This is a genomic window from Deinococcus aetherius (assembly GCF_025997855.1).
Taxonomy (GTDB): Bacteria; Deinococcota; Deinococci; order Deinococcales; family Deinococcaceae; genus Deinococcus; species Deinococcus aetherius.
In genome coordinates, this window is record NZ_AP026561.1 from 463,119 (window position 1) to 489,375 (window position 26,257).

The 26,257-nt window shown below is 70.3% G+C and carries 24 protein-coding genes and 1 pseudogene; 11 read left to right on the plus strand and 14 right to left on the minus strand.

All coding sequences use genetic code 11. The features are described from left to right. The first annotated feature begins 208 nt into the window (after nt 1-208). The 6 genes and pseudogenes from DAETH_RS18315 (at nt 209) to DAETH_RS18340 (ending at nt 4,788) form a co-directional block, all read left to right on the plus strand. Nucleotides 209-550 carry a nuclear transport factor 2-like protein gene (locus DAETH_RS18315; RefSeq protein ID WP_264777544.1) on the plus strand — a complete coding sequence of 114 codons (342 nt, stop codon included), beginning with the start codon at nt 209-211 and terminating at the stop codon, nt 548-550. Between the two features lie 61 nt (nt 551-611). Then, the gene (locus DAETH_RS18320; RefSeq protein WP_264777545.1) at nt 612-1,484 is read left to right on the plus strand and encodes an aldo/keto reductase; all 873 of its coding nucleotides are present in this window, start codon (nt 612-614) and stop codon (nt 1,482-1,484) included. Nucleotides 1,485-1,559: 75 nt separating this feature from the next. Continuing rightward, nucleotides 1,560-2,614, plus strand: a pseudogene (locus DAETH_RS18325) (LLM class flavin-dependent oxidoreductase). 53 nt (nt 2,615-2,667) lie between these two features. After that, nucleotides 2,668-4,065 (plus strand): sensor histidine kinase, encoded by a 1,398-nt coding sequence (locus DAETH_RS18330; RefSeq protein WP_264777546.1) that lies wholly within the window; start codon nt 2,668-2,670, stop codon nt 4,063-4,065. Between the two features lie 158 nt (nt 4,066-4,223). Further along, nucleotides 4,224-4,547: a GNAT family N-acetyltransferase gene (locus tag DAETH_RS18335; protein ID WP_264777547.1), complete on the plus strand. Its 324-nt coding sequence runs from the start codon at nt 4,224-4,226 to the stop codon at nt 4,545-4,547. Between the two features lie 70 nt (nt 4,548-4,617). After that, on the plus strand, nt 4,618-4,788 hold the full coding sequence (locus tag DAETH_RS18340) for a hypothetical protein (protein ID WP_264777548.1): 171 nt from the start codon (nt 4,618-4,620) through the stop codon (nt 4,786-4,788). Nucleotides 4,789-5,081: 293 nt separating this feature from the next. Here the strand turns inward: DAETH_RS18340 and DAETH_RS18345 are convergent, their stop codons facing one another. Together DAETH_RS18345 and DAETH_RS18350 are read right to left on the minus strand one after the other, a co-directional pair. Beyond that, nucleotides 5,082-5,669 (minus strand): LysE family translocator, encoded by a 588-nt coding sequence (locus tag DAETH_RS18345; RefSeq protein WP_264777549.1) that lies wholly within the window; start codon nt 5,667-5,669, stop codon nt 5,082-5,084. A 208-nt stretch (nt 5,670-5,877) separates the two neighbouring features. Then, the gene (locus DAETH_RS18350) at nt 5,878-6,234 is read right to left on the minus strand and encodes a winged helix-turn-helix transcriptional regulator (RefSeq protein ID WP_264777550.1); all 357 of its coding nucleotides are present in this window, start codon (nt 6,232-6,234) and stop codon (nt 5,878-5,880) included. Nucleotides 6,235-6,630: 396 nt separating this feature from the next. On the opposite strand from DAETH_RS18350, the gene DAETH_RS18355 reads away from it, so the two are divergent. From DAETH_RS18355 to DAETH_RS18375, 5 genes are all read left to right on the plus strand, one after another. Next, entirely contained in the window at nt 6,631-8,298 is a 1,668-nt protein-coding gene (locus tag DAETH_RS18355) for an FAD-dependent oxidoreductase (RefSeq protein ID WP_264777551.1), read from the plus strand. Beyond that, a complete protein-coding gene (locus DAETH_RS18360) occupies nt 8,295-9,695 on the plus strand; it encodes a sensor histidine kinase (protein WP_264777552.1) in 1,401 nt (466 codons plus the stop codon). The genes DAETH_RS18355 and DAETH_RS18360 overlap by 4 nt, the downstream gene beginning before the upstream one ends. Before the next feature lie 55 nt (nt 9,696-9,750). Next, entirely contained in the window at nt 9,751-11,382 is a 1,632-nt protein-coding gene (locus tag DAETH_RS18365; protein ID WP_264777553.1) for a DHA2 family efflux MFS transporter permease subunit, read from the plus strand. A 53-nt stretch (nt 11,383-11,435) separates the two neighbouring features. Then, on the plus strand, nt 11,436-11,693 hold the full coding sequence (locus DAETH_RS18370; protein WP_264777554.1) for a DUF2630 family protein: 258 nt from the start codon (nt 11,436-11,438) through the stop codon (nt 11,691-11,693). Nucleotides 11,694-11,972: 279 nt separating this feature from the next. Continuing rightward, on the plus strand, nt 11,973-13,202 hold the full coding sequence (locus DAETH_RS18375) for a low temperature requirement protein A (protein ID WP_264777555.1): 1,230 nt from the start codon (nt 11,973-11,975) through the stop codon (nt 13,200-13,202). 11 nt (nt 13,203-13,213) lie between these two features. Here the strand turns inward: DAETH_RS18375 and DAETH_RS18380 are convergent, their stop codons facing one another. The 12 genes from DAETH_RS18380 to DAETH_RS18440 form a co-directional block, all read right to left on the minus strand. Further along, nucleotides 13,214-13,651 carry a cupin domain-containing protein gene (locus DAETH_RS18380; protein ID WP_264777556.1) on the minus strand — a complete coding sequence of 146 codons (438 nt, stop codon included), beginning with the start codon at nt 13,649-13,651 and terminating at the stop codon, nt 13,214-13,216. A gap of 48 nt (nt 13,652-13,699) precedes the next feature. Further along, a complete protein-coding gene (locus tag DAETH_RS18385) occupies nt 13,700-13,867 on the minus strand; it encodes a hypothetical protein (protein WP_264777557.1) in 168 nt (55 codons plus the stop codon). A 52-nt stretch (nt 13,868-13,919) separates the two neighbouring features. Beyond that, complete coding sequence (locus tag DAETH_RS18390) at nt 13,920-14,660, minus strand: DMT family transporter (protein WP_264777558.1); 741 nt, start codon at nt 14,658-14,660, stop codon at nt 13,920-13,922. Between the two features lie 72 nt (nt 14,661-14,732). Then, the gene (locus DAETH_RS18395) at nt 14,733-15,908 is read right to left on the minus strand and encodes a lactonase family protein (protein WP_264777559.1); all 1,176 of its coding nucleotides are present in this window, start codon (nt 15,906-15,908) and stop codon (nt 14,733-14,735) included. 106 nt (nt 15,909-16,014) lie between these two features. Then, the gene (locus tag DAETH_RS18400) at nt 16,015-17,250 is read right to left on the minus strand and encodes a lactonase family protein (RefSeq protein WP_264777560.1); all 1,236 of its coding nucleotides are present in this window, start codon (nt 17,248-17,250) and stop codon (nt 16,015-16,017) included. 64 nt (nt 17,251-17,314) lie between these two features. Then, a complete protein-coding gene (locus DAETH_RS18405) occupies nt 17,315-18,169 on the minus strand; it encodes an enoyl-CoA hydratase/isomerase family protein (protein ID WP_264777561.1) in 855 nt (284 codons plus the stop codon). 605 nt (nt 18,170-18,774) lie between these two features. After that, nucleotides 18,775-19,812, minus strand: a complete 1,038-nt coding sequence (locus DAETH_RS18415; RefSeq protein ID WP_264777563.1) for an ABC transporter ATP-binding protein — start codon at nt 19,810-19,812, stop codon at nt 18,775-18,777. Then, on the minus strand, nt 19,805-20,827 hold the full coding sequence (locus DAETH_RS18420; protein ID WP_264777564.1) for an ABC transporter ATP-binding protein: 1,023 nt from the start codon (nt 20,825-20,827) through the stop codon (nt 19,805-19,807). Before DAETH_RS18420 ends, DAETH_RS18415 begins: the two co-directional genes overlap by 8 nt. A 1-nt stretch (nt 20,828) precedes the next feature. Then, nucleotides 20,829-21,953 carry an ABC transporter permease gene (locus tag DAETH_RS18425; RefSeq protein WP_264777565.1) on the minus strand — a complete coding sequence of 375 codons (1,125 nt, stop codon included), beginning with the start codon at nt 21,951-21,953 and terminating at the stop codon, nt 20,829-20,831. A 1-nt stretch (nt 21,954) separates the two neighbouring features. After that, nucleotides 21,955-22,941 carry an ABC transporter permease gene (locus tag DAETH_RS18430; RefSeq protein ID WP_264777566.1) on the minus strand — a complete coding sequence of 329 codons (987 nt, stop codon included), beginning with the start codon at nt 22,939-22,941 and terminating at the stop codon, nt 21,955-21,957. A gap of 93 nt (nt 22,942-23,034) precedes the next feature. After that, entirely contained in the window at nt 23,035-24,999 is a 1,965-nt protein-coding gene (locus DAETH_RS18435) for an ABC transporter substrate-binding protein (RefSeq protein ID WP_264777567.1), read from the minus strand. A gap of 314 nt (nt 25,000-25,313) precedes the next feature. Next, nucleotides 25,314-26,213: a helix-turn-helix domain-containing protein gene (locus DAETH_RS18440; RefSeq protein ID WP_264777568.1), complete on the minus strand. Its 900-nt coding sequence runs from the start codon at nt 26,211-26,213 to the stop codon at nt 25,314-25,316. Nucleotides 26,214-26,257: the final 44 nt, after the last annotated feature.

Consider the following 26,257-nt stretch of genomic DNA (forward strand, 5'->3'; position numbering starts at 1 on the left):
GCTGGTGCCGTCCTGGCGAGGGAGCAGCCGGTGGCACCCCCGCGGCCTGCGGGAGGGGCCTGCCGGGTGGACGGCAGGTCCACCCTGAGCGGCTGGCGGCGGCAGAACAGTCCCTCCTGAACTGGCCTCGCCGCCTCTCGCCCAGCAGCGCGGCCGCGGCGAACTCCTCCCACGCCGCCCCCACACGGGGCGTCACGAAAGGCCACCCATGACCCAGGACGAGCAGGCACGGCAATACACCCATGACCTCCTTCAGGCGATCAACGACAAGGACACGCCGCGCTTTCTGAACTTCTTCACCGAGACTGGCGCGGTCGAGGACGACGGGCGCACCTTTCGCGGGCGGGACGACATCCGGCGCTGGAGCGACGACGAACTGATCGGCGCGGGAGGTCAGGTGACCGTGACGGCCGAGCGCGTCACTTCGCGCGGCGTGGAGGTGGATCTCGACTACACCTCGAGCGACTACAGCGGCCCCACCCGCTTCGTCCTGACCTGGAAGGGCACGGAGCTGACCTCCCTGAAGGTCGAGGACGTGGGTCAGGGGTAGCCCACAGCGGGCAGACCGCTGCACACAGCTCCACCCCACCCGGTTCTTGAAAGGCACGACCATGACGAACACTTCCCACACCGCTCCCCCCGCGGCCGCCGCCGGCACCCTCACCCTGGGCGGCGATCTGACGGTCAGGCGCCTCGGGTACGGCACGATGCAGCTCACCGGCCCGGCCTCGTACGGCCCGCCCCGCGACCACGCGCAGGCCCTGAGGGTGCTGCGCCGCGCGCCCGAACTCGGGATCGACTTCATCGACACCGCCGACGCCTACGGTCCCGGAATCGCCGAGGACCTCGTGGCCGAGGCGCTCTTTCCCTACCCGCCGGGGCTGGTGATCGCCACCAAGGGCGGCATCACCCGGCCGTCGCAGGGTCAGTTCGTGCCCGACGGGCGCCCCGCGTACCTCCGGAGCGCGCTGGAGGCGAGCCTGCGCCGGTTGCGTCTCGAACGCGTCGACCTCTACCAGCTTCACCGGGTGGACCCGCGTGTTCCGCTCGCCGAGAGTGTGGGCGCCCTCGCCGAGTTGCGTGCCGAGGGCCTAATCCGGCACATCGGGCTGTCGCAGGTGGGCGTGCGACAACTCGAGGAGGCCCGGCGCGCCGCGCCCATCGTGTCGGTCCAGAACCGCTACAACCTGATCGACCGTGACGGTGAGGACGTGCTGGCGTACTGCGGGCGCGAGGGAATCGCCTTTATCCCCTGGTTTCCACTGGCGACCGGCGAGCTGGCCCGGCCCGGCGGCCTGCTGGGCACCGTGGCCGCTCGCCACCACGCCTCGCCTCCCCAGGTCGCGCTCGCGTGGCTGCTGGCCCGCTCCCCGGTGATGCTGCCGATTCCGGGCACGTCGAGCGCCGAGCACCTCGAACAGAACGTGGCGGGCGCCGCGCTCACCCTGAAGGACGACGAGTTGCGGGCGCTGACGGGAGCCTGAGACCGACCCGGGACCGGGACCGCCGCTTGCCGCACACCGTGATCTTCACCCCGCCGCCCGACTTCAGGAGGAGCCATGCAGATCGGCATCGACAGTTTCGTCGCCGTGGTCACCGACCCGGACACCGGGGAGACGGGCAGTCCCCGGGAGCGGCTGCGTCAGCTCCTGGGGGAGATCGGGCGGGCCGACGAGGTCGGGCTCGACAGCTTTGGGATCGGTGAGCACCACCGGCCCGGCAATCTCGACTCCGCGCCTGCGGTGCTCCTGGGCGCCGCTGCCGCCCGCACCTCGCGCATCCGGCTGACGAGCGCGGTCACGGTGCTCAGCGTGGACGATCCTGTGCGCGTGTTCCAGAACTTCGCCACCATCGACCTGCTCTCCGGGGGCCGGGCCGAGCTGGTGGTCGGCCGCGGGTCGTCCGTCGAGGCCTTTCCGCTCTTCGGGTACGACCTGGACGACTACGACACCCTCTTCAGCGAGAAGGTCGACCTTCTCCTGAAGCTCCGCGAGCACACCCACGTCCACTGGTCAGGCCGGTTTCGCGCTCCCCTGACCGGGCAGGCGGTCTACCCGCGTCCCCTGCAAGACCCCCTGCCGGTCTGGATCGGGGTGGGGGGCACCCCCACGTCCTTCGTCCGAGCGGGCACCCTGGGCCTGCCCCTGATGGTCGCCGTCATCGGGGGTGACTTCCGCCGCTTCCGGCCGCTTGTCGACCTGTACCGCGAGGCGGGAAGGCGGGCGGGGCATTCGCCGGAGGCGCTCACCGTCGGCGTCCACGCTCTGGGCTTGGTGGGGGACACCGCCCGGGGAGCGGCCGATGACTTCTACCCGGGCTACGCGCACCTCGTCGCCACCCTCGGCCGGGAACGGGGCTGGCCGCCCGTGACCCGGGCGCAGTTCGACGCCTCCTGGGCCCCGGGCGGCCCTTTCTGATCGGCGATCCGGCGTCGGTCACGGACAAGGTGCTGGACGTGAACGAGGTGCTCGGCGGCGTCTCCCGCCTGTCGTTCCAGATGACGAACGGGATGCTGCCCCACGAGAAGATGCTGCGCGCCATCGAACTGCTCGGCACCGAGGTCGCGCCCCGGGTGCGTGAGGCGCTGCCGGCCCGGGAACCGACATTTGGGTAAGCGGGCGCGCTCCCGCCACCGATCATCGACCCACCTCGCTCCGCAGGAGAGCCATGTTGCACGACGCGCAGGACTCCACCCTCTTTCCACGCCTCGCCGAGGAGGACGTCCTCGCCCTGGCCGCCGTCGGCGCAGAGGTCATTCTGGCGGCGGGAGAGACCCTGTTTACCGAGGACGCCCTGCCCGAGGACTTCTTCGTGGTCCTGGCCGGGCGGCTCACGGTCAGTAAACGGGTCGACGGGCAGGACACCGTGCTGGCCGAGCACCGTCGGGGCGAGTTCACCGGGGACGTCTCGCTCGTCACGGGACAGCGTGTCACGGCGACAGCGACGGCGGCCCAGGACAGCCGGGTGTGCCGCATCGCCGGAGAGGACTTCAGCGCGACGATGGCCCGCTTCCCCCGGGTGGCGGAGGCGGTGTTCCGCGCGGTGGCGTCACGCGCCCAGGATCTCGGGGCGCAGGTGCAGCAGAGTGCCCGCCTCGCTGCCCTGAACACCCTCGCGGCCGGTCTGGCCCACGAACTCGACAACCCGGCCTCGGCCGCGCGCAGGGGCACGGTGCAGTTGCAGGTGGCCGTGCCTCAGCTCGCCCACCTGGGCCTGGAACTGGGCACGCTGGACCTGGGGGACGAGGCGCGCAGACGGGTCATCGAGACGCTGGCCCAGGAACGGGCCGCCCCCGTCCTGTCCCCGCTGGACCGCGCGGACCGGGAGGACGCGCTCACCACCTGGCTGGAGGGCCGCGGGGTGCCGGACGCCCTGGACCTCGCCCCCACGCTGCTCGAGCTGAACTTCAGTGAGGACGCGCTGGCCGCCTGGAGTGAGGGCATGAACGCGGGGCAGCTTGGGGTCGCCCTGCGCCTGCTGGGGGCCACCCACGAGGCCCGGACCCTGGCAGACGAGGCGCAACAGGCGCTCACGCGCATCTCGGCCGTGGTGGACGCGATGAAGGCCTACACCTTCATGGACCGCGCTCCCCAGCAGGACCTGGACGTGCGGGCGAGCCTGGACAGCACGCTGGCGGTCCTGGGTTCGCGTCTGCCCCCGGGCATCACGGTGGTGCGTGAGTACGGCGCGGGCGTGCCCCCCGTCCCCGCGCGCGGCGCCGAGCTGACCCAGGTGTGGACGAACCTGATCGACAACGCCCTCGACGCCCTGGGGGAACGCGGCACCCTGCGTCTCCAGGTGGTGCGGGAGGGGGACGCCGTGCTCGTCGAGGTCGGGGACGACGGCCCGGGCATCCCGGAGGCCCTCCAGGAGCGGGTGTTCGACGCCTTTTTCACCACCAAGGACGTGGGCGGCGGCGCGGGTCTGGGCCTCGACGTGGCCCGGCGGGTGGTGCGGGCGCACGGCGGTGAATTGCGCGTGACCTCACGGCCGGGCGACACGCGCTTTACGGTCCGGCTGCCTCTCGGCGCGGACGGACGCACGGAAGGAGCGCGATGGACGTGAATCCTCAGCGTTCCCAGCGGAAAGGGGTGGAGAGCCCCGGGGTGAGGCGGGCGTGGCTCCTGGACTCCGGGCCAGAGGCCCACCGCGGGGGACGACGGAAACCGCTTCGGCTCACCACCCCCACTGGGCGGCTCCAGGCCGCCGAAAGAGAGACTTTCATGACCATGGACGTGAGTGCCGCGCAGGTTCACGACAACCCGGGCAAGTTCCGCTTCGAACTTCGGGTCGGGGGTGAGACCGGCGTCGCCATGTACCAGCGGCGCGGGAACGTCGTCGTCTTTACCCACACCCTCGTGCCCGAAACCCTTGAGGGGCAGGGCGTGGCGAGCAAGCTGATCGGCACGGCCCTCGACACGGTCCGCGCCGCGTCACAGCAGGTGGTGCCGCTGTGCCCGTTCGTCGCGGCCTACATCCGGCGCCACCCGGAGTACCGCGCGCTGGTGGTTCCGGATTATCTATATCTGGTGGACGGGGAGAACTGAGGGGCAGGCGGCCAGGCGGCGGCGTAGGGGTGACAACGAGATGACGGAAAATCGCAGCACGGGAGAATGCATGACGGGAATGAAGGAGGTGGTCCGCTTCGCGCAGACGCTGGCGGGCCGGGGCCGCGAGGAGCAGGCGCGGCAGGTCACAGCGCGGTTCGGCATGAGCGGGGCGGACGCGAGGATAGCCCTGATGGACGTGGATTTCCTGGAAGCCCGCCCGGTGGGCGACGAGGGATGAACGGGCAGCTTGGAACGTCGGTGAGGTGGGGCACCGGGCCCGGAGAACATCAGGGGCTGCTGCCGATCCAGGCGCACCCCACGGGCACGCAGAGGTCCAGCAGGGCGCCTACCCCGGCGGGGGGCTGGTCCTCCAGGTATGAGCTGCAAGGTTGGCGACGGACACGAGGTCAAACAACAGTTCCAGCCCAGTGGCGTGGCGTCCGGCCGTCTCCGGGGCGAGCTCAGGCTTGCTCGTGCCGAAAGCGGCCGGACGTTCGCCGTCGCCCGTTCAGGCCAGGTGCCGCCTGGGCGCTACACGGCGTCTCTGCGGGACAGGGCGAGGCGTATCCCGAGGGCGAGCATCACCACGCCGCTGACCCTGTTCTGGACCACCACCAACCAGGGGTGCCGCGCTGCCCACACCCCGACCCTTCCCGCAAGGACCGCCAGGAAAGCGTCCCACACCAGCCCGACGAGCAGGAACAGCACGCCAAGCACGAGGAACTGCGCGACAACGGGTCCGCGCTCGGGGTGGATGAACTGCGGCAGGAACGCCAGGAAGAACAGCGCGACCTTCGGGTTCAGCAGGTCCGTGAGGGCGGCTTGCCAGAAGGCGCTGCGCTGTGTGACGTTGGACGCCGCCGAGCCGGGCAGGGTGACGTGCGGTGTCCGTTCGAGCAGCGCCTTGACCCCCAGGAAGATCAGGTACGCGGCCCCGACCCACTTGACGATGTCGAAGGCGAGGGCCGAAGTGAGCAGCAGCGCGTTGAGGCCGAAGGCGGCGAAGAGGGTATGGGCGAACACACCGGCGCTGAAGCCGAAGGTGGTGGCGAGGCCGACCCGCCACCCGCCGGTGACCGAGCGGGCGACGACCATCGCGAAGTCAGGGCCGGGGGCCATGATGATCACCAGTGACGCGACGAGGAAGGTGCCGAGCGCCGCGGGATCGAACAGGGCCGTGCGGCAGTGTACGTGGACCGTGGACGTGGCGCGAGCACGCGCGCCCGCAGCGTTTGACCCGGCCAACAGCATCACCGAAGGGGCGCAGAGCCGCGGACCTCGGGCGTTCAGGGGACCGATCAGGTGGGTTGTTCGCCCCGACGTGCGTTCAGGAGACCGTAGAACGAGGGGGAGGGGAGTCGTCGTGCAACCAGGTGAGGGCCCAGGCATCGAGGGCCACAAAGACCTCCCTGAGCGCCTCACCCCTGGGCGTGAGGTGGTACGAGATGGACACCGGAGTGCCGGGCATGACGACGCGCCGAAGAACGCCTGCCGCTTCGAGTTCCTTCAGGCGGACACTGAGCAGGCGGGGGCTCAACCCGGGAACGGCGGCGTGCAGTTCACTGAAGCGGTTCAGACCGTGGCACAGAGCCCAGAGGATGGCGCAATTCCAGCGCCGACCGATCAGCTCGGCGGCGGCATGGAACCCGGGGTTGAAGGGGCTGAGGTCGAAACGCTCGCTCACGCGGGCAGTGTACTGTTCATCACTCAGTTATCAAAAGTAAGTTGCAAGGTGTACACTCCACCATGAAAGGTCAGCCCAGGCCACTGGCGCCCGCAGAAGGTCTCCCGCCCGCACCGGGTCAGCCCAGCCCCGGGCCAGGCTTCCAGGAGGTGGGCACCCCCATCGTGATGCCCGGGTGCGCCGCCCGCCCGGGTGACCTTCTCGCCGCTCTCCTCCTGGGCCCCAGGCCGAGATCACCGGGCCCAGGTGGGCTCGCCGCACACGAAGGAGCCCCATGCTGATGGTCGAACTCTTCCCGGCGCAGCAACACCGCCCGAACGGCGCTCACCCTGGGCAGGACCACCACGTCACCCTAGGACCGGGCGACCCCTGCTCTTCCGCGGACAGGACCCGCTGATGGCGACCAAGCCCGTGATTCTGACGGCCGACGACGATCCCCAGGTGTTGCGGGCGGTGGAGCGGGACCTGCGCGCACACTACGGCCGGGAGTACCGCATCCTGCGGGCCGCCTCCGGGCCCGAGGCGATGGGCGCCCTGCGCGAACTCGCGGAGCGCGGCACCCCGGTCGCCCTGATCGTGTCCGACCACCGCATGCCCGAGATGGACGGGGTGGAGTTCCTGGGCCAGACGGTGACCCTCTTTCCCGATACCAAGCGGGTGCTGCTCACCGCCTACGCCGATACCGACGCGGCGATCCGGGCGATCAACGTGGCGGGCGTGGACCGCTACCTGCTCAAGCCCTGGGACCCGCCCGAAGAGCGGCTCTACCCGGTTCTCGACGACCTGCTCGCCGAGTGGCAGGCCTCTTACCGCCCGGCCTTCGAGGGCGTGCGCGTGCTGGGGAGCCGCTGGTCGCCGCGCGCCTACGAGTTGCGCGAGTTCCTGGCGCGCAACCATGTCCCGTACCTGTGGCTGGACATCGAGGCCCGGGAACGCGACGCCGAGGTGAGTCGGCTGGCGTCCACGCTGGGTGACCCGCCCCACCTGCCGCTCGTCGTGCTGCCCGACGGCACCCGGCTGGACTCGCCGACCCCCGCCGAGCTGAGTGGGCACGTGGGCCTCCAGACCCGGGCCGACCGGGACTTCTACGACCTCGTGATCGTCGGCGGCGGTCCGGCGGGCCTGGCGTCGGCGGTGTACGGGGCCTCGGAGGGCCTGCGGACATTGATCGTCGAGCGCGAGGCGCCGGGCGGGCAGGCGGGGCTGAGTTCGCGGATCGAGAACTACCTCGGCTTCTCGTCGGGCATCTCGGGCAGCCGCCTGGCCCAGGAGGCGGTCACGCAGGCCAAGCGCTTCGGGGTGGAGATCGTGACCGGGGCGGCGACCGCCCTGCGGGTGGAGGGGCCCTACCGGGTGCTGGAGCTCGCGGACGGCTCCTCGGTGAGCAGCCACGCCGTGATCATCGCCACCGGGGTGCAGTGGCGGCAACTCGACGTGCCGGGCCTGGAGCGCCTCCAGGGAGCGGGCGTCTACTACGGGGCGGGCACGACTGAGGCGCTGGCCGTGAAGGACGAGACCGTGTACATCGTCGGCGGGGCCAACTCGGCGGGGCAGGCAGCGATGAACTTCGCGCGCTTCGCCCGGGAAGTCGTCATGCTGGTGCGGGGGCCGAGTCTCACCGCCTCCATGTCGCAGTACCTGATCGAACAGATCGAGCAGACGCCGGGCATCCGGGTCGAGCTTAACTCTGGCGTCGTGGGCGTGCATGGCGAGGAGCGACTGGAGGCCATCGACGTGTTCTGCTCCTCGAGCGGTGAGACCCAGACCCTCCCCGCCACCTCGCTGTTCATCTTCATCGGGGCCCAGCCGGGCACCGAATGGCTCTCGGGCGTTCTGGAGCGCGACGGGCGGGGCTTCATCCTCTCGGGACCGGAGCTGATGAAGGGAGGCAAACGGCCACCGGGCTGGCCCCTGGACCGCGACCCGGGGCTGCTGGAGACCAGCGTGCCCGGCGTCTTCGTGGTGGGCGACGTGCGGCTGGGCTCGGTGAAGCGGGTGGCCTCCGGGGTGGGCGAGGGCTCGGTGGCGATCTCCTTCGTCCACCAGTACCTCGCCAACGTGTGAGCGCCGCCGGGCTCGTCGCCGCCCTGCGGCGGGTGAGCGTCCTCGCCGACCTGCCGGAAGAGGACCTCGCCTGGCTCGCCACCCAGGGTCAGGAGGCGCGGTACACCCAGGGCGAGGTGGTCAACCGGCAGGGCGAGCCCGCCGACATGATGCTGATCTTCCTGGAGGGCGCGGCCGAGGCCCGGCGCGAGGAGGACGGGCTGCTGGGCACCCGGTACGTCGCCCGCGCGGGGGAGCCGAGCGAGGTCAGCGGCAAGCTGCCGTACTCGCGCCTGACCAGCTTTCCCTCCACCTCGCGCGCGGTGGAGCCGACGTGGCTCCTGCGCGTGCCGGAACGGGTCTTCCCCGAACTGCTCTCCCGCCTCCCGGTGCTGGGCCAGCGGCTGGTCGCCGTGATGTCCGACCGCATCCGTGACGCTTCCCAGGGGGACTCGGTGCGTGAACGGCTGCTCGCGCTGGGCCGCCTCTCCGCCGGGCTGGCCCACGAACTCAACAACCCCGCCGCAGCGGGAAGGCGGGCCGCCGCGGGCCTGCGCTCGGCGCTGCACGACCTGCGAAGCGCCGGGGAGGAACTGCACGCCCTGTGTCTGGACCCGGCGGCGCGGGGGGTCCTCACGGCTCTGGAGCGCAGGGTCGCGGGCGATCCCCGGCCGCACCCCACGCTCTCCTCCCTGGAACGGGGGGACCGCGAGGACGAATTGGCCGGGTGGCTGGACGGGCGCAGCGTGCCGGGCGCCTGGGACCTCGCTCCCGTGCTGGTCGAGGCCGGGGTGGAGCCCGGGGACCTGGACGCGCTGGCCGGCCGGGTGCCAGAGATTGCTCTGACGGCCTCGGTGCGGCACCTGGGCGCCACCCTGGCCGTGGACGCCCTGACGCGCGAGGTGGAGGACAGCGCCGGGCGCATCTCCGACCTCGTGGGGGCGATCAAGGAACACACCCACCAGGACCGGGCTCCCCGCGCGCCCACCGACGTGCGCCGGGGCCTGGACAGTACCCTCACCCTGCTCGGGCACAAGTTGCGCCGGGGCGTGCGGGTCGAGCGCGAGGACGACCCGGACCTGCCCCTGATCGAGGCGAACGCGGGCGAACTCAACCAGGTGTGGACCAACCTGATCGACAACGCGGTCGACGCCATGAACGGGCGGGGCCGCCTGCTCGTGCGGGCCGTGCGTTCGGGGGGGAGCCTCCTCGTCGAGATCGTGGACGACGGTCCCGGCATTCCCGAGGGCGTCCGCGCCCACATCTTCGAGCCCTTCTTCACCACCAAACCCGTCGGGGTCGGCAGTGGTCTGGGCCTCGACATCTCCCGCCGGATCGTGCGGGGACACGGCGGCGACCTGAACGTGACCTCCCGGCCCGGCGAGACCCGCTTTCAAGTCCGCCTGCCCCTGGGTTGAGCGGCGGGCCCGGACAGAGCAGGTCAAGACACCAGCCACAGGGGAGGCAGCGGACATGACGAAGCAGGGGGCAGGACAGGCCGGGGTGGGGCAACGCTGGACGGCCCCTCAGCGCTGGACGCTCGCGGCGGCGGTGCTGGGCTCGGGCATGGCGTTTATCGACGGCACGGTGGTGAACGTGGCCCTCAGCGCCCTGCAACGCGACTTCGGGGCCGACGTGGGCTCGGCCCAGTGGGTGATCAACGGCTACACCCTGATGCTGGCGGCCCTGATCCTGACGGGCGGGGCGCTGGGCGACCTGTACGGGCGGCGCCGAGTCTTCGGGCTGGGCGTACTCATCTTCGCCGCGGCCTCGGGTCTGTGCGGGCTGGCGCCCACGCTGGGGACCCTGATCGCCGCCCGGGTGCTTCAGGGGATCGGGGGCGCGCTCCTGATCCCCGGCAGCCTCGCCATGATCGACGCCGTGTTCGGCGACGCATTGCGGGGCCGGGCCGTCGGGCTGTGGTCGGCGGCGACGAGCGTGGTCACCGTGCTCGGGCCGGTGCTGGGCGGCGTGCTGATCGACCTGGGCTCGTGGCGGTGGGTGTTCCTGATCAACCTACCGCTCGCGCTGCTGGTGCTGTGGTGCCTGCGCGGCGTGCCCGAAACCCGCGCGGCCGGGGAGGGTGCGCGGCGCCCGGACCTCCCCGGCGCGGTGCTGGCGACCGCCGGGCTGGGGGCCCTGACCTATGGACTGATTCAGGCGGGTGAGCGTGGGCTGGGTGGGTCTTCCCTGCTCATCGCCGGGCTGGGCGTGGCCGGGCTCGCCGCCTTCGTGCTGTGGGAGGCGCGCGCCCCCCACCCGATGTTGCCGCTGGGCCTCTTCCGCTCGGCGGGTTTTGCGGGCACGAACGCGCTGACCTTCCTGCTGTACGGGGCGCTGGGGGCGGCGCTGTTCTTCCTGCCCCTGAACCTGATCGGAGTTCAGGGGTACTCGGGCACCGCCGCTGGAACCGCGCTGCTGCCGATGTCGCTGCTGCTGGCGGGGCTGTCCGGGGTGTTCGGCTCGCTCGCCGACCGCACCGGGCCGCGCCCCCTCCTGACCGTGGGGCCCATTCTGGCGGGGGTGGGGCTGGCCTGGCTGGGGTTCCTGGGCGTGGGCCGCCCCTACCTCACCGGCGTGCTGCCCGGCGTGCTCGTGCTGGGGCTGGGCATGGCGATCACGGTGGCGCCCCTCACGAGCGCGGTGCTGGGGTCGGTGAGTGCGGACTACGCGGGCACGGCCTCGGGGGTCAACAACGCCGTGTCGCGGGCGGCGGGGCTGCTCGCCGTGGCGCTGTTCACCCTGCTGATGCTGGGGAGCTTCAGAGGCTCGCTCTCGGCGCAGCTCGCGGGGACCTCGCTGCCGCTCACCGCCCGGGCACAGATGCTGGGCCAGAGCGGGCGGCTCGCGCAGGTGCCCGTCCCGGACGGCCTGAGTGATGCTCAGGCCGCCGAGGGCCGTCAGGCGGTGCGCCTCGCCTTCGCGGACGGCTTTCGGCAGGTCTGCCTGTGGTGCGGGATGCTGGCGGCACTGGGCGGGCTGGTCGGGTTCCTCAGCCTGCGGGGAGCCGGGCGGGGTCGGCAGGGAGGTGGAGCAGGAGAGAACCTCCACGAACCCCGGGGGGAGGAGATCAGGGCAGGACAGGCCGCACCTGGCCGCCGGTGAATCCCGCTGTGGTCCCACAGGACGAGACCGTCCCTGGGGAAGGAGAGATCCAGATGACAGACCAAGAGGTTCTCGGGCAGATCGGCGGGCTGGTCGATGAGGAGCATCGGCTCTGGACGGCAGGGAGCGGACGACCACTGGGTCCCGGGGAGCAAACCCGGCTGGAGGCCATCCATACCGAACTGGACGTTCTGTGGGACCTGCTACGTCAACGCCGGGCGCGGAGACGGGCGGGCCAGGACCCGGACGATGCCGAGGAGCGTTCAGCGAACATGGTCGAACAGTACACGGCGACCCCAGAGCGGGAATAAGTTCCCCACAGGCCAGGATGGACACCCTGCCCGGGGTGCCGCGTGGGCCCGGTCCTGAAGATGCTCCCCGTCCCCCAACGAGCTTTTCCCCGAGGAAGCGGAGCGTGACCTCTCCGTGGTAGCAGGGCCTTCGGGTCAGCCCCTCCTGCTCGTCCCCGGGATCTGGGTCCTGGTGGGCCCTGGGACAGGGGAGCCTTCCCCCCGACCCTCCCGCCGGAGACGGTGCGGAGCCCAAGTCCTGCCTGGCACCAGGCCACAGTGACGGAGGATGAATTGAGCATGCGTCGACCGCGCACCTTTCTGGGAGCCGTTCCCGAACGACCCGTCCCCGTCCGCGTCGCCGAGCGGGTGCCCAATCCGGCCCGCCACGCCACCTGGCTCGAACTGTTTTTCGATCTGGTGTTCGTCGTCGCCGTCTCCAGCCTGGGCCGCCTGCTGCTCTCCGACCACAGCCCGGGCGGGGTGCTGGTCTTCCTGGGGCTGTTCGTGCCGGTGTGGTGGGCCTGGATCGGCATCTCCTACTTCGTGGACCAGTTCGAGCTCCCCGAACTCTGGCTGCGCGGGCTGATGCTCTCGCAACTCGCCCTCGCCCTCGGGCTGGCCCTGGGTCTGGAGCCCCTGGTCGAGGGCCGGGGAGCCCTGTTCGTGGCCTCCTACCTCGCCATGCGCCTGACCCTCACCGGGCTGTATGTCTGGGCCTGGCGCCGCGTCCCCGGGGCGGAGACCCTGAACGCCAAGTACGCGCTCGCCTTCACCCTGGGCACCGGTCTATGGCTCGTCTCGCTGCTCCTCGACCCACCTGCCCGGTACGTGCTGTGGGGTGCGGCGCTCGCCCTGGAGATCGCGGGCACCGTCTGGGCGTATGTCAGCACCCGGGACTTGCCCCGGCAGGTCTCCCACATGCCCGAGCGCTTCGGTCTGTTCACCATCATCGTCCTGGGCGAGTCGGTGCTGGCGGTCGCCACCGGGGGCAGCCACATCGAGGGAACCGGCGGCTGGGTCGTGGCCCTGTGTGGCGTGCTGCTGGCCTTTTTCGTGTGGTGGCTGTACTTCGACTACGCCGACGAGGAGGTGATCGACCGGGCGATCCGGGGCGGGCGCCGGGCGCTGTCTTTGAGCTTCGTGTACGGCTACACCCACCTGCCGGTGTTCGCGGGCATCGTGGCAGCGAGCATCGGACTGGAACTCTTCTTCGAGGAGGTCACGCACGACGGGGTGGGTGCCGGGGCCCGGCTGCTGCTGTGCGGTGGATTGGCGCTGTTCCTGTGCGCCCTGAGCGTCGTGCAGGCGGCTGCGCCGCGAGGGCTGCCCGGGCCGGTATGGCTCGCGCGGGGGGCGACGGCGGGCCTGATCGCGCTGCTCGGGGTGCTGGGCGGCGGGTGGAGTGCCGCAGGGCTCCTGGTCGGGGTAACGCTGGCCCTGGGGCTCCTGCTCGTCTTCGAGGCCCGGTTCCGGCCCGCCGGGGTGCAGGAACCGCCGCTGGAGGGGGACGGGACCGGCGGGCCGTGACTTCGCGGGGCTTAAAGCCGCTCACCGTCGAGGGACCGCTCGAACTCGGCGAACTCGCTGGCGAGCGCGGGGAAGTCCGCGTGCTCCTCGCTCCACACCAAGTCGCTCCCCCCGCCCTGCACGGCGAGGTGGCAAAACGGGCGCCGGGACAGGGCACCGTGCCAGTGCCACATCCCGGGCCGGACACGGACGATGTCGCCGGGCGTGACGATCCGGCGCTCCCCGGACGTCACGATGACGCCCAGGCCCGACAGGACGTGCAGCACCTGACCGCTGCGGTGCACATGCGGCCAGGTCCGAGCCCCCGGCTCGCAGTACACCACCAGCCACGTCCGGCCGGGATCGGCGGGGTCGTCGAACAGCCGTTGCACCCGGATCTCCCCGACCGTGTTGCCCATGAGGTCGGCGCGTGGCCCGGCGTATTCGTGGGTGGGGTGCTCGATCAACATGGATGCTCCTCCGGGTGAAGGGGAAACGCGGCGCTGAGCTGCCACACTTCACGCGCCCCGCTTCCCTGCGTGGGACGCCACGTCGAGAACGCCCAACCCGTCCGCGACGAGGGTCGGTCCGGTCGGGGGCAGGCAGGTGAGGGCCAGCACGCGCACCGTCGGGGGGCGGGCGACCAAAGTGTCCGGGGCGAGGCGCGTCACCACCGCGACGGTCACCCTGCGCTCACGGCGGTGATCACGCCGCCGCACGTCCCCGGAAGGGCGCCCGTCACGGCGTTCCCTCCGGGGGGCCCCGGAGCCGGGTGATGCTCAGCGCCGCCCCGAGGATGAGCGCGGCCCCCAGCGCCCGGGCGGGGGACAGGCCCTCGCCGAGAAAGAGCACCCCGCCCGCCACGCCGAACACGGGGCCGAGGGTCAGGAAAAAGGACGCCACGCTCGCGCTCACGCCGCGCAGCGCGATGAGAAACAGCCACAACGTCACGCCGTACTGGGTCACGCCCGACAGGGCGGCCAGGAGCCACACGCCCGCGCCGACCCTCGGCACCGTCTCGCCTCCCGCCAGGACCAGCCACAGGGCCACGCCCGCGACCAGCCCGGCCGACTGCTGCCACGCGGTGAGCAGCAGGGGCGGGCAGCGGATGGCGGCGCGGCGCCCCAGCACGTCGTACAGGGCGTAGATCAGGGTGGACACGAGGACGAGCCCGACCCCGAGGACGCTCGCGTCCCCCCGCCCACCCCGCCCCTCGGCGAGCGCGACGAACACCACGCCTGCAAAGGCGACGCCAGCCAGCCCCAGCAGCCGCGCGCCGGGTCGCTCGCGCAGTTGCAGCGGCCCCACGAGCTCTTTCTGAACCTGGGAGGGGCTGGGGCCGAAGTACGTGACGGGCACATCCGCGCCGATGGAGGCCGGCGCGGGCCGCACGTCGTCGCCCCCTCCGCTTTCCTGAGCCGAGGCGAGGCTGAGGGCGGTGCAACCGAGCAGGGCGGACAGCAGGGCTCGTGAGTTCATGGTGACTCCTGGGGTGGGGCGCCGGGCGCCGGGAGGGGAAACGGACGAACGCCGGGCGAAACGAAGGGGTGTTCAGAAGCCGGCGAGGCCCTGCGCCCCGGGCGCGGGCAGGCCAGCGCCGTCCCCACCCGTCACCGGGGTGAGCGAGCCGCCCTCCCCGATGCGGTACGCGGCGGTCACCCCGAGGCCGCCGAACTGCTGGTACAGGAACCGGCCGTCCTCGCTGACGGCCATGTCGATGGGGCCGCTGGTGGGCAGGCCGCCCTGGGGATCACGCCGGGCGGCCACGGACGCGAGCAGCGTGAGTTCGCCGTTCTCCCCCACCCGGTAGGCCGAGACGCTGCCGCTGGTGGTGTTGGACGTGTACGCGTAGCGGTGATCGGGCGTGAGCACCACCCAGCACGACGCAGCCTGAGCGTCACTCACGGCGCCGCTGATGGGGGTCAGGGCGCCGCCCGCCTCCACCCGGTACGACGACAGGCCGCTGATGTCCCGCGTGCCGCCGTTCGCCTCACTCACGATGACGGTGTCGGGGTCGAGAAACTGCGCCTGAAAGGGATTCGGCGCGGCGGACGGGGAATGGGTGGGCGCGCCGAGGGTGCCGTCCGCCCCCACCGGGAACAGCGACACCACGCTGGTGGTGAAGTCCGACGCCAGGAGCCGGGCCCCGTCCGGGGAGAACAGGAGCTCGGTGGGGAGGGAGGTCCCCGGGTGAGCGAGCGTCCGCCTGGAATTCACGAGGGGTGCGAGCCCACCCGCCGTGTCCACGCGAAAGCCGGTCAGGGTGGCGGGGGTGCCCGCCGCCGCGTTCCCGGCGTTCGCCACATACAGCAGGTCTCCGTGGACGGCGATGGCGTTCGGCGCGAGCCCGCCGCTAGGCTCCACGTCCACCCGGGTGAGGCTGAAGTCCGCATTCACCCGGAAGGACGTCACCGTGTTGCTGCCCGCGTTCACCGCGAAGACAAAGCGCTTGTCGGGGCTGAGCTTGAGGGCGTTGCTGGAATTCAGCGGGTTGACGCTGTCTTGCGTGCGGCCCGGCAGCATCTTCGCGCCGACGCCGTCGCCGCCGGTAGCAACGCTTGCCAGCCGCGTGAGTGCCCCGTCCGCCCCGCGCCCGTAGTGCACGACGGCGTTGCCGTTCTCGGCGTTGGTCATGGCGTACAGGGCGCCCACGTACGGGGTCCCCGGGTCCTGGGAGACCCCACATCCGGTGAGCAGCAGGCTGGAGAGGAGCGGAAGGTGTCTCATGGTCTTCTCCTGGGCAGCGTTGAGGCGCGGTGAGGCGGCACGGCCGGGCCCGGAGGCTCTCCGCCGGTTCACCGGGTCCGGGCGTGAGGGCTGGTGGGCCGGGCGGTCAAAAGCCCGCCAGGCCCTGCGCGCCCAGGGCGGGCAGCCCCTCCCCGTCGCCGCCAGGAATGGGCGTCAGGTGCCCGCCCGGGCCGACCCGGTACGCCCCGACGACGCCGAGGCCGCCGTACTGCTGGTAGAAGAACTGCCCGTCCGCGCTGATGGCCGTGTCGGTGGGGCCGCTGGTGGGCAGGCCCTCGCGCGCCGGGCGGCTCACCTCGGCCCCCTCCAGCAGGGTCAGTGCGCCGTTCTCCCCGACCGCGTACAGCGACACGGTGCCGTCCCCGGTGTTCGAGGCGTAGGCGTACCGCCCGTCCGGGGTGAGCGTGAGCCAGCACGCCGCCGTCCGGCCGTTGGGCACAGCGGCGCTGATGGTCCGCAGCCCGCCGTCTTCCGTCAGGCGGTAGGACGACACGCTGCTCGCCCCCCGCGCCCCGCCCGCCGCTTCGGTCACGATCAGGCGGTCACGGCCCAGGAACTTCGCGCCGAAGGGGTTGGCGCCCGCGCTGGGGGTGTGGGGAACCCGGCCCAGCCGCCCACGCCGGTCCACCTCGAACACGCTCAGGACGCTCGCGCTGAAGTCCGACACGACCAGCCGCGCGCCGTCCGGGCTCAGCAGCACCTCGGTGGGTGTCGAGCGGGCGGGTTCGGAAAGGGTGAAGCGGGCGCCAGGGATGGGGTCGAGCCCGGCGCGGCCGCGCACCCGTAGGCCGTTCAGGGTGGCCGGGACGCCCCCGGCGGGATAGCCCACGTGCCCCACGTACACCACGCGGTCGTGCGCAGCGACGCTGGTGGGAAAGCGGCCCCCCGAGGGTGTCGTGTCCACCTGGGTGAGGGTGAAGTCGGAGTTGACCCGGAACTCGGTGACCGTGTCGCTTCCCGCGTTCGCCGCAAAGAGCAGGCGCTTGTCCGGGCTGAGTTTGAGCGAGTCGCTGGAATTCAGCGGATTGACGCTGTCCTGGGTGAGGGCGGGAACCGCCCTGCTGCCCACGCCGTTTCCCCCGGTGGGGTAGGTGTTCAGGCGCACCAGGGTGCCGTCCGCGCGGCGGCCGTAGTGCACCACCGCGTTGCCGTCCGGCGCGTTCGTCATCGCGTACACGGCGCCCGCGAAGCGCTGGGAGGCTGGGCCGTGGTTGGTGCCCAGCCGGTCAGATGCGGCGGTGCCCTCCTGCTGCGCGCAGGCGCTGAGGGCCAGGGTGAGGGCAAGCAGGGCGGCGGGCCGGGCAGAGCGGGGAAGAGGCATAGGGGTCTCCTGGGAAGGGGGGGCGGCGGGATGTGGGCGCGGCGCGGCGGCCGCGTTCACCCCATCACTTCTTCTGGTTTTGCATCTGGCGAAACAGGTCGGCGGCGCTGGTGCCCTCCAACGAGAGCCCCGGCCCCACCGCCTCGGCGAGTTCGCGGCGCAGCTTGAGGGTGAGGACCGCCCGGGTGTAGCGCCGGGTGAGTTCCGGCACCCGCAGGAGTTGCGCCGCCATCTCGCGGGCGCGCGGCATGACCTGGCTCCTTGGCACGACCTCGCTCACCACGCCGAGGTTCAGGGCCTGCCGGGCGCTGAGCTTTTGCCCGGTCCACAGAAAGTAGTTGCCGCGCACCGGGCCGAGCACGGCCGGCCACAGCACGTTGACCCCGTCGCCCGGCACGATGCCGCCGAGGATGTGCGGCGCGTCCTGGAACTCGGCGGTGTTGGACGCCACGATGAGGTCGCTGGCGAGCATCCACTCGGTGTGCACGGTGGCCGGCCCGTTGATGGCCGCGATGACCGGCACCTCGATCTCCAGGAAGTTCTCCAAGAGCCGCTTGCCCTCCCAGTACACCGTGTCCCAGTTCTGGGGGTTGGAGAGGTCCCCGAAGGAGGCGAAGTCGATCCGGTTGAGCCAGGCGTCCCCGCTGCCGGTGAGGATCACGACCTTGTTCGCGCGGTCCGAGGCGATGTCGTGAAAGGCCTGCACGAACTCGCGGTGGGCGTTGGCGTCGAAGACGAAGGGCCCCCCCCGCGTATGCATGGTGACGGTGAGGACGCCGTCGGGGGTGCGCTCGAGGCGGAGGTTGGCATACTTGTTCCCGTACTTGTCCAGGCTGGGAATGGCGGCCGAGTCCGGCACCTGTGCGCCCGCGAGGCTGAGGGTGAGGGCGGCCGTGAGGGTGAGCACGAGGGGTCGCATGGGCGGGTCCTCCTGGCGTGAGCTGCCGTCCGGGGCGCGGCAGAACGTCGCGCGGCCGGGGAAGTGCCGGTCGTCGGGTCGCGGAGCGGGCGGAACGAACTTCGGGTGACGCGTCCGCCCGTGGTGCGGACCCGCCGAACGTGCCGAACGCGTGGGAGCACGCGCAAAGGACGTGCCCGCATCGTGGCACTGCCGCGCACTGAGCGTCCAATAGAATCCGGCGGCTCAGTGATGCGCGTTTTCGATGTGAGAGTCAGGAGTGCAGGCTGATGGTCTGACGAATGATGTGAGTGGGTAATGCTCCAAGAAATCCTTACACCCGTCCACTTGCGAGGGTGAGGCACGCTGGAGGGGCTGGCTTGGGGAAGCAACGGAAAAACTGGCCGACGGATACCAAGGAGCAGAGCGTCCTGGCGGTCCTGGGTGGGCAGCTCAACGTGGCGGAAGTGGCTCGGCAGCACGGCGTCAACGAGGGCACGAGTGAAATTAAGCCGCCGATATCTGCCACAGAATTAGGCCTAGTTATGTCTGTGGCCATCCACTAAAACAGTTGCTTCTGAACGTGCCTGAACTGCATAGAGCCGCCTCGCGGCGCCATTCTCGCTTCAGTTCGAAAGCGGCAGCTCGCCCGCGAAGTGGCAGGCGGCGAAGTGGTCGGGATGCACCTCCCGCAGTGGGGGCTTCTCAATCCGGCAACGGTCCTGCGCAAATGGGCAGCGTGGGTGAAACGGACAGCCGCTCGGCAGCGCCGCAAGATCCGGAATCTCTCCGCTCAGGGGTATCCCCGTGTTGCGCTGGCGCGGGTCTGGATGGGGTTTGGACGCAAGCAGCGCCGCCGTGTACGGGTGAAGCGGTTGGGAGAAGAGGGCCGCGTTCCCCGCCCGCTCCACGATCTGGCCGACGTACATCACGGCTACCCGGTCCGAGAGGTGCTCAATCACGCTCAGGTCGTGCGAGATAAACAGGTATGCGAGACCGAACTCCCGCTGGAGGTCCTGCATCAGGTTGAGGATCTGGGCCTGGATGGACACGTCGAGCGCGGAGACCGCCTCGTCTGCAACGATCAGAGAAGGATTGGTGGCGAGCGCGCGGGCAATCCCGATGCGCTGTCGCTGCCCGCCCGAAAAGGCGTGCGGGTAGCGGTTGAGGTGCCGCACCTCCAGGCCCACCACATGCAGCAGGTCCTTGACGCGCGAGACGAGGGCCGGACCCTGGGCCATCCCGCTCAGCCGCAGCGGTTCTGAGACGGTGTCGAGCACCGTCATGCGCGGGTTGAGGGAGGAGTAGGGGTCCTGGAAGACCATCTGCGCGTGCCGCCGCACCGCGCGCAACTCACGCGGGCCCAACCGAGCGAGGTCCACCGTCTCGCCGCCGGGCAGGCGGAGGCCCACGTACCCGGCGGTGGGGTCGAGCGCGCGCAGGATGGTGCGGCCCAGCGTCGTCTTGCCGCACCCCGACTCGCCCACCAGCCCCAGCGTCTCCCCGCGCTGCACCGTGAAGCTCACGTCGTCCACGGCCTTGACGTAGCCGACCGTCTTTCGCAGAAAGCCCGCCTGGACCGGGTAGTACTTCTTCAGGTGGGCGACGGTCAGAAGGGCGCTCTCGGTCGTGTCCGGCGCCTGCCCGGGCGAGGGGCTAAGCATGCTCGACCTCCCGGTGATGCAGGAAGCATCGGGTGGCGTGACCCTGCTCTACCTCAAGCAGCGCGGGCAACTCACCGCAGGGTTCGAAGGCGAAGTCGCAGCGCGACCGGAAGGGGCACTCGCGTGGCAGGTTGATCGGAACGGGCACGTTGCCGCGGATCGCCTCCAGGTGCTCGCCCCGGTGACCGAGGGCGGGCATGGACTTCATCAGCCCCCGGGTGTACGGATGGAGCGGATTCTCGAACACGTCGTAGACGCTGCCGTACTCCACCACGCGGCCCAGGTACATCACCGCCACGGCGTCCGCGATCTGGGCGACCACCCCGAGGTCGTGGGTGATGTAGAGCATCGCCATGCCGAGTTCGGCTTGCAGCCCTTGCAGCAGGCGCAGAATCTGCCACTGCACCGTCACGTCGAGGGCGGTGGTAGGTTCGTCCGCGATCAGGAGGGCGGGCCGGGCCGCGAGTGCCATAGCGATCATCGCGCGCTGGCGCAGGCCCCCCGAGAGTTCGTGGGGGTACGCCCGCAGGGCCCGCGCCGGGTCCGGCATCCCCACCTTGGCGAGGGTGTCGCGGGCAACCTCCAGCGCGGCGCGGCGGTCTCTCGTGCGGTGGACGCGCACCACCTCGGCGATCTGGTCCCCCACCGTGTGGACGGGGGAGAGGCTGGTCATGGGCTCCTGAAAGACCATCGAGACGTGCTGTCCGCGCACGTCCCGCAGCCCCACGCTGTTTGGTCTGAGCTGGGCCACGTCCACCGTGCTGTCCCCGAGATGCAGCAGAATCTCGCCGCCCGCGATGAAGCCGGGCTTCTTGACGAGCCGCAGGATCGAGCGGGCCATCACACTCTTGCCGCAGCCGCTCTCGCCGATCACCGCCAGGGTCTGTCCCCGCGCCACGCTGAAGGTCACGCCGTCCACGGCCCTGAGCAGCCCGTCGTCGAGCTTGAAGTGCGTCTTCAGGCCCCGCACCTCCAGCACCGGCCCGGGCTGGTGTGGCTGGGCTTGGGGTGCCACGTTACTGCTTGTACGGATCGGCTGCGTCACGAAGTCCATCTCCCACGAAGTTGAAGGCGAGCACCACCGCCACCACGAACAGGGCGGGCAGCAGCAGCCAGGGGTACAGCGATACGGCGCGGATGTTCTGCGCGTCTTGCAGCAGCGTGCCCAGACTCACGGCGGGCGGCTGGATGCCCAGCCCGAGAAAGGACAGAGCCGTCTCGCCCAGGATGAAACTGGGGATGAGCAGCGTCACCTGCACGATCAGGTATGACGAGAAGGCCGGGATGAGGTGCCGGGTGATGACCCACCACGGGGTCGCGCCCGCCAGCAGCGCGGCGGTCACGTAGTTCTCCTCGCGCAGTTCCAGAAACTTGCCGCGCACGACCCGCGCGATGCCGCTCCAGCCGATCAAGGACAGGATGATCGTGATGCCGAAGAACACCGCCACCGAAGACCACCCCGGCGGCAGCGCGGCGCTGAGGGCCAGCCACAGCGGGATGGTGGGGATGGAGAGCAGGAACTCGATCAGGCGCTGCACGATCAGGTCGGTGAGCCCGCCGAAGTACCCGGAGACCCCGCCCAGCACCACGCCGAGGATGAATGAGAGCGCCACCCCGACCAGCCCCACGAACAGGGAGATCTTGAGGGCGCTCACCGTGCGAGAGAACACGTCACGCCCCAGCGAGTCCGTCCCGAAGAGGAACACCTGCTCCTCCCCGGCTCCGAAGAGGTGGATGGTGGTGGGGAAGAGGCCCAGCAACTTGTACGGCTCGCCACGCACGAAGAAGCGCAGGGGCACCCTCTTCTGCGGATCGGGCTTGAACACGAAGGCGAGCGTGACGGGATCGCTCGTGCGGGTGTAGCCCTGCACGTAGGGCCGGAAGCCCCCGTCCCCGAACAGGCGCACGACCTGCGGCGGGGTGTTGAGGAAGCCGGTGAACTTGGTGTTCACGTTGTACGGGGTCACAAAATCCGACACGAGGGCCAGGACGTACAGGAAGGCGAGCACGGCGAGGCTGACCATCGCCAGCCGGTGCCGCCGGAACTTGCGCCAGATCAGCTCGCGCTGCGAGGCGACGTAGTAGCGCTCGCTCGGCGCGGCGGGAGCGTCCGTGAGTGGGGGCGTCACCGGGATCGTCACGTCACTTCTCCAGTCGGATGCGCGGGTCGAGCAGCGCGAGCGCCACGTCCGACAGCAGCGTGCCCAGAATCGTGAGGGCCGAGAGGATCAGCACCACGCTCCCCGCGAGGTACGTGTCCTGCCGCAAGAGCGCCTGGTAGAGCAGCGGCCCCATGTCGGGGATGTTCATCACGATGGACACGATGACCTGCCCGGAGAACACGGCGGGGATCAGCCAGCCCGCCGTGCTGATGATGGGGTTGAGGGCGACGCGAACGGGGTACTTGAGCAGCACCGCCCGCTCACGCAGCCCCTTGGCGCGGGCCGTGTCTACGTAGGGCCGCTCCAGCTCGTCGAGCAGCGAGCCGCGCAGGATGCGGATCAGGGGCGCCATCCCTGAGAACGCAATGATGAAGATAGGCAGCGGCAGGTGGGCGAGAAAATCCCAGAACTTGCCCCAGGACAGGGGCTCGCCGATGTACTGCGGGGCATTGAGCCCCCCGACGCTGAGCCCGAAGTAACGGTACGCCAGGAACATCAGGATCAGGGCGATCAGGAAGCTGGGCACGGACAGGCCGATGAAGCCGATGAACGTGGCGAGGTAGTCGAAAAACGAGTACTGCCGGGTCGCGGAGAGCACGCCGATGGGGATGGCGAGCGCGTAGGTCAGGAAGATCGCCGAACCCGAGATCAGCAGGGTGATTGGCAGCCTCTCCAGCACGAGGTCGGTGACCGGGCGGTTGTATGAGAACGAGAAACCGAAGTTGCCCGACGCGATGCCCGCCATCCATTTGAGGTACTGCACGATCAGGGACTCACCCAGGCCGTACTGCTGCCGCAGGCCTGCAATCACGGCGTCGTCGATCTGCGCGCCCTGCGCCCGCAGTTGCGCCACGTAACTCGTCAGCCAGTCGCCGGGGGGAATCTGAATCAGGACGAACGCGACGACGGAGATGAAGAGCAGCAGCAGCAGACCGTAGCCCAGCCGCCGGGCGAGGTAGGGAATCATGCAGCTCTCCGTCTGGGGACCTCGGCGTGCGTCGCGTTCACCTTCACCTCCAGGGGGCGCCGGGCAGGGGAACTGCGCCCGGCGCCCGGTGCGTCATTTCCGGTAGAACTGGTACATCCGGTTGTAGAAGCCGATGCCCACGTCCGCGTTGTCGGTGTACGTATTGGTGTCGACGTTGCCCAGGTTCGTGCGGCTGATCCCCGGCTTGGGCACCAGGCCGATGGTGCCGATGCGCCACAGGCCCTTTTCCCAGATGTCGAACGCCTGCGCGAGCGTCTCGCGCTGCTGCTCGGGGGCCTGGCTGGGCGCGGCGGCGTACAGGGTGAACATGCGCTGCACATCGGCGGGCGGCTTCTGCCCCTGCTTCCCCTTCGTGTTGAACCACAGCGTCCACTGCGGCGCCCACTGCCAGCCCGAGATGTAGCGGTTGGCGCCGGTTCGCAGCGAGTCCTCCGAGGCCCCGTCCATCGCCCAGCCCGACACCATGAACTCGCCCGAGTCGAACTGCTGCTCCATCAGGGTGCGCTCGGTGTCCTTGATGGTCGTCCGCAGGCCCACCTTCTGCCAGTCGCCGCGCACGAGTTCGGCCATCTTGGCGGGCACGGCGTCGGGCACGTTGGAGATGATCAGCGTGAAGGGCTTGCCGTCGGGTCGCAGGCGGTAGCCGTCCGCGTCGCGCTTCTGCATCCCCACCGCGTCCAGCAACTTGTTCGCCTGGGCCGGGTCGTACTGCGTCATGTACGACCCCCACGCCTTGTTGTAGAAGGACGCGCTGGGGTGCGCCGTGGCCTGCATCGGCGTGCCCCGCCCGAAGGCGATGATGTCGTTGATTTCCTTGCGGTTCATGGCGAGCGAGAGGGCCTGCCGGAAGCGCACGTCGCGCAGAATGTCCCCGACCGCCTTGTCGCCCTTGTAGTTCTGGTTGACCGAGTACGCCGCGACCGAGGTCCACAGGCTCGGCGCGAGCCACGTCTTGTAGTTGCCCTTTTGCGCACCGCCCGTGAAGGCCGGGTAGTCCGCGATGCTGGTCCCCCAGTCCTGATAGTCGTACTGTCCGGAAGCCATCTTCACCGCGAGGCTGGCCGTGTCGCCGAAATTGGTGGCGACCACCCGGTCGAGGTAGGGGAGCTGCTGCCCCGCCGTGTCCACCTTGAAGTAGTAGGGATTGCGCTCGTACACCGTGCCCTGCTGGTTTTGCTGTGCGACCCGCCACGCCCCCACCGTGGGCACGCCGGGCGTGGTGCGGTACCACTGGTAGCGCCGCGCGCCGAAGAGTTGGGCCCAAGTCTGAAAGCCCGCCTTTTTAGCATTGGCCGTGACGTCCTTGTTGTATTTGGGCAGGAACTGCTTGAGGTAGTGCGACGCCTCGAAGATGTTGCCTTGTGACCCGTTGAACACCACCCCGGCGAGGTTGGGGAGCAGGGAGTAGTACGGCACCGTGAAGTCGAGCTTCACAGCGTAGTCGTTCAACTTCGTGACTTTCATAGGAGTGCCGCCCGGCGCGAACATGGCGGGTACTGTGGGTGTGATTTCCTTGTTGAGGAGTACATCGTTCCACATGAACGTGATGTCGTCGGCGGTGAAGTCGTTGCCGTCCGACCACTTCATGCCCCGCCGCAGGTTGATGGTCAGCGTCTTGCCACCGTTAGTGTAGGCGTAGCTCTTGGCGACATTGGGCACGACCGTCTTGCCGTCGCGCGCGAGGCTGAACAGCGGTTCGAAGGTGGTGAAATTCGACGCGGGGTAGGCGACCGTGTCCGACACCTGGGCGAGGGTCATGCTGCCGCCGTACTTCCCGACCGCCTCGAAGGGGTTGTCCACCAGGGGCTCGGCGGGCAGCCGCTGCGCGACCGGAGGGAGCTTTCCTGCCTTGACGAGCGCGGCGAGAGTGGGAGCTTCTTTGAAGGCCGGTAGCTTTTTGCCCGTCGCCGCCTGGTACTGCGAGACCGTGCCCCAGCCCCAGAGGGGCTTTTTGGCCTGCTGCGCGGCGGCGGGGATCAGGAGGAGCGCCGCGGACAGGGCGAACAGGGCTGGAAACTTGCGTCCTGAGGTGTTCATCTGGGCGTCCTCCTGGGGCATCTGTGCCCTGAGCTGGGTGAACGGAATGGGGGGGTGGCCGGGTGGCCGGGGGCGAGTGGACCGCTTCCTCTTCCTCCTTTGCTGCCGTGGTGTTGCGCATGGACCTACGGGAGGGGATCTGACCCGAGGCAAGGGGCAGGGCAGCTCGGCAGGGTGACGAGGGCGGTGAGATCGGCGGCGAGGCGGCACCCTGGAGGGCGGAGACTCGGGCAGCTTCTTAAATGTGTGCCGACACGCTAACACGCCCCAAAGCGCGAATCTTCCGGCAGGGGAGGGCCTTTTTTCCGGGATGCTCAGGTACTGGCGACGTTGCCCGGGCGCGCGACCCGCATGCTCAGGCGGTAGGCGCGCGGGGACAGGCCGCACGACGCGCCGAACGCCTCGTAGAAGCGGCTGACCGATCCGAAGCCGCACTCGGAAGCCACGTCGAGGATGGGTTGATCGGTCGTGGCGAGCAGGCGCTGGGCGTGCGCGACCCGGTACTGGGTTAGGTAACTCAGGATGGTTCGCCCAAAGGCCGCACGGAAGAGCCCCATCGCGTAGGTCGGGTTGAGCCCCATCGCCCCGGCGATGTCGGCGGCCGAGATCGGCTCGGCGTAGTGCTGGGCGATGTAAGCGCACATGCGCTCGGCGTGTCCGAGTCCTGCCTGATCCACGGCAGTGACCGCCCGCGCACCGGCCGGGGTGCGGGCCAGTCTCCGCAGGTGCGCCTCGACCTCCAGCAGCACCACGCGCGACCCCTCGCCGCTCTCCGAGAGGTCGCGTGTCCAGCGCCGAAACCGCGTGGCGTCGGCGCCCAGGGCGCGGCCTGAGCCCCGGACGAAGTGGCCGTGCAGCACCAGGGCGCGCAGGTTGGCGGGCAGGTCCCACCCCAGAAAGGACGTCAGGGGGAGTGTCAGCCAGGCAAGGCGCGTCTCCGTCTCCGCCTCGACGACCCGGTGCGGCATGGCGCCCCAGAACACGGCGAGTTGCCCACGGGTGAGGGTCGTGACGGTGCCGCCCGCGAGGTACGTGATCGCCCCACGCTCCACGAGGTTGAGTTCGATCTCGTCGTGCCAGTGGGCCGCCGCCATCAGGTACGGCTCGCCGCACCAGCAGTCCAGCCCGAAGCGCTCCTCGCCCTCGTGCGGTGGGTGCGTGTTTTGTGGCGGCGTAGGTCCTGGGCGCGTGACTCGGTCCGGGTGGCGCTGCATGGGGGTGCCCTCCTCACGGGCAGGAGTCATCGGGGGTGGTGGAC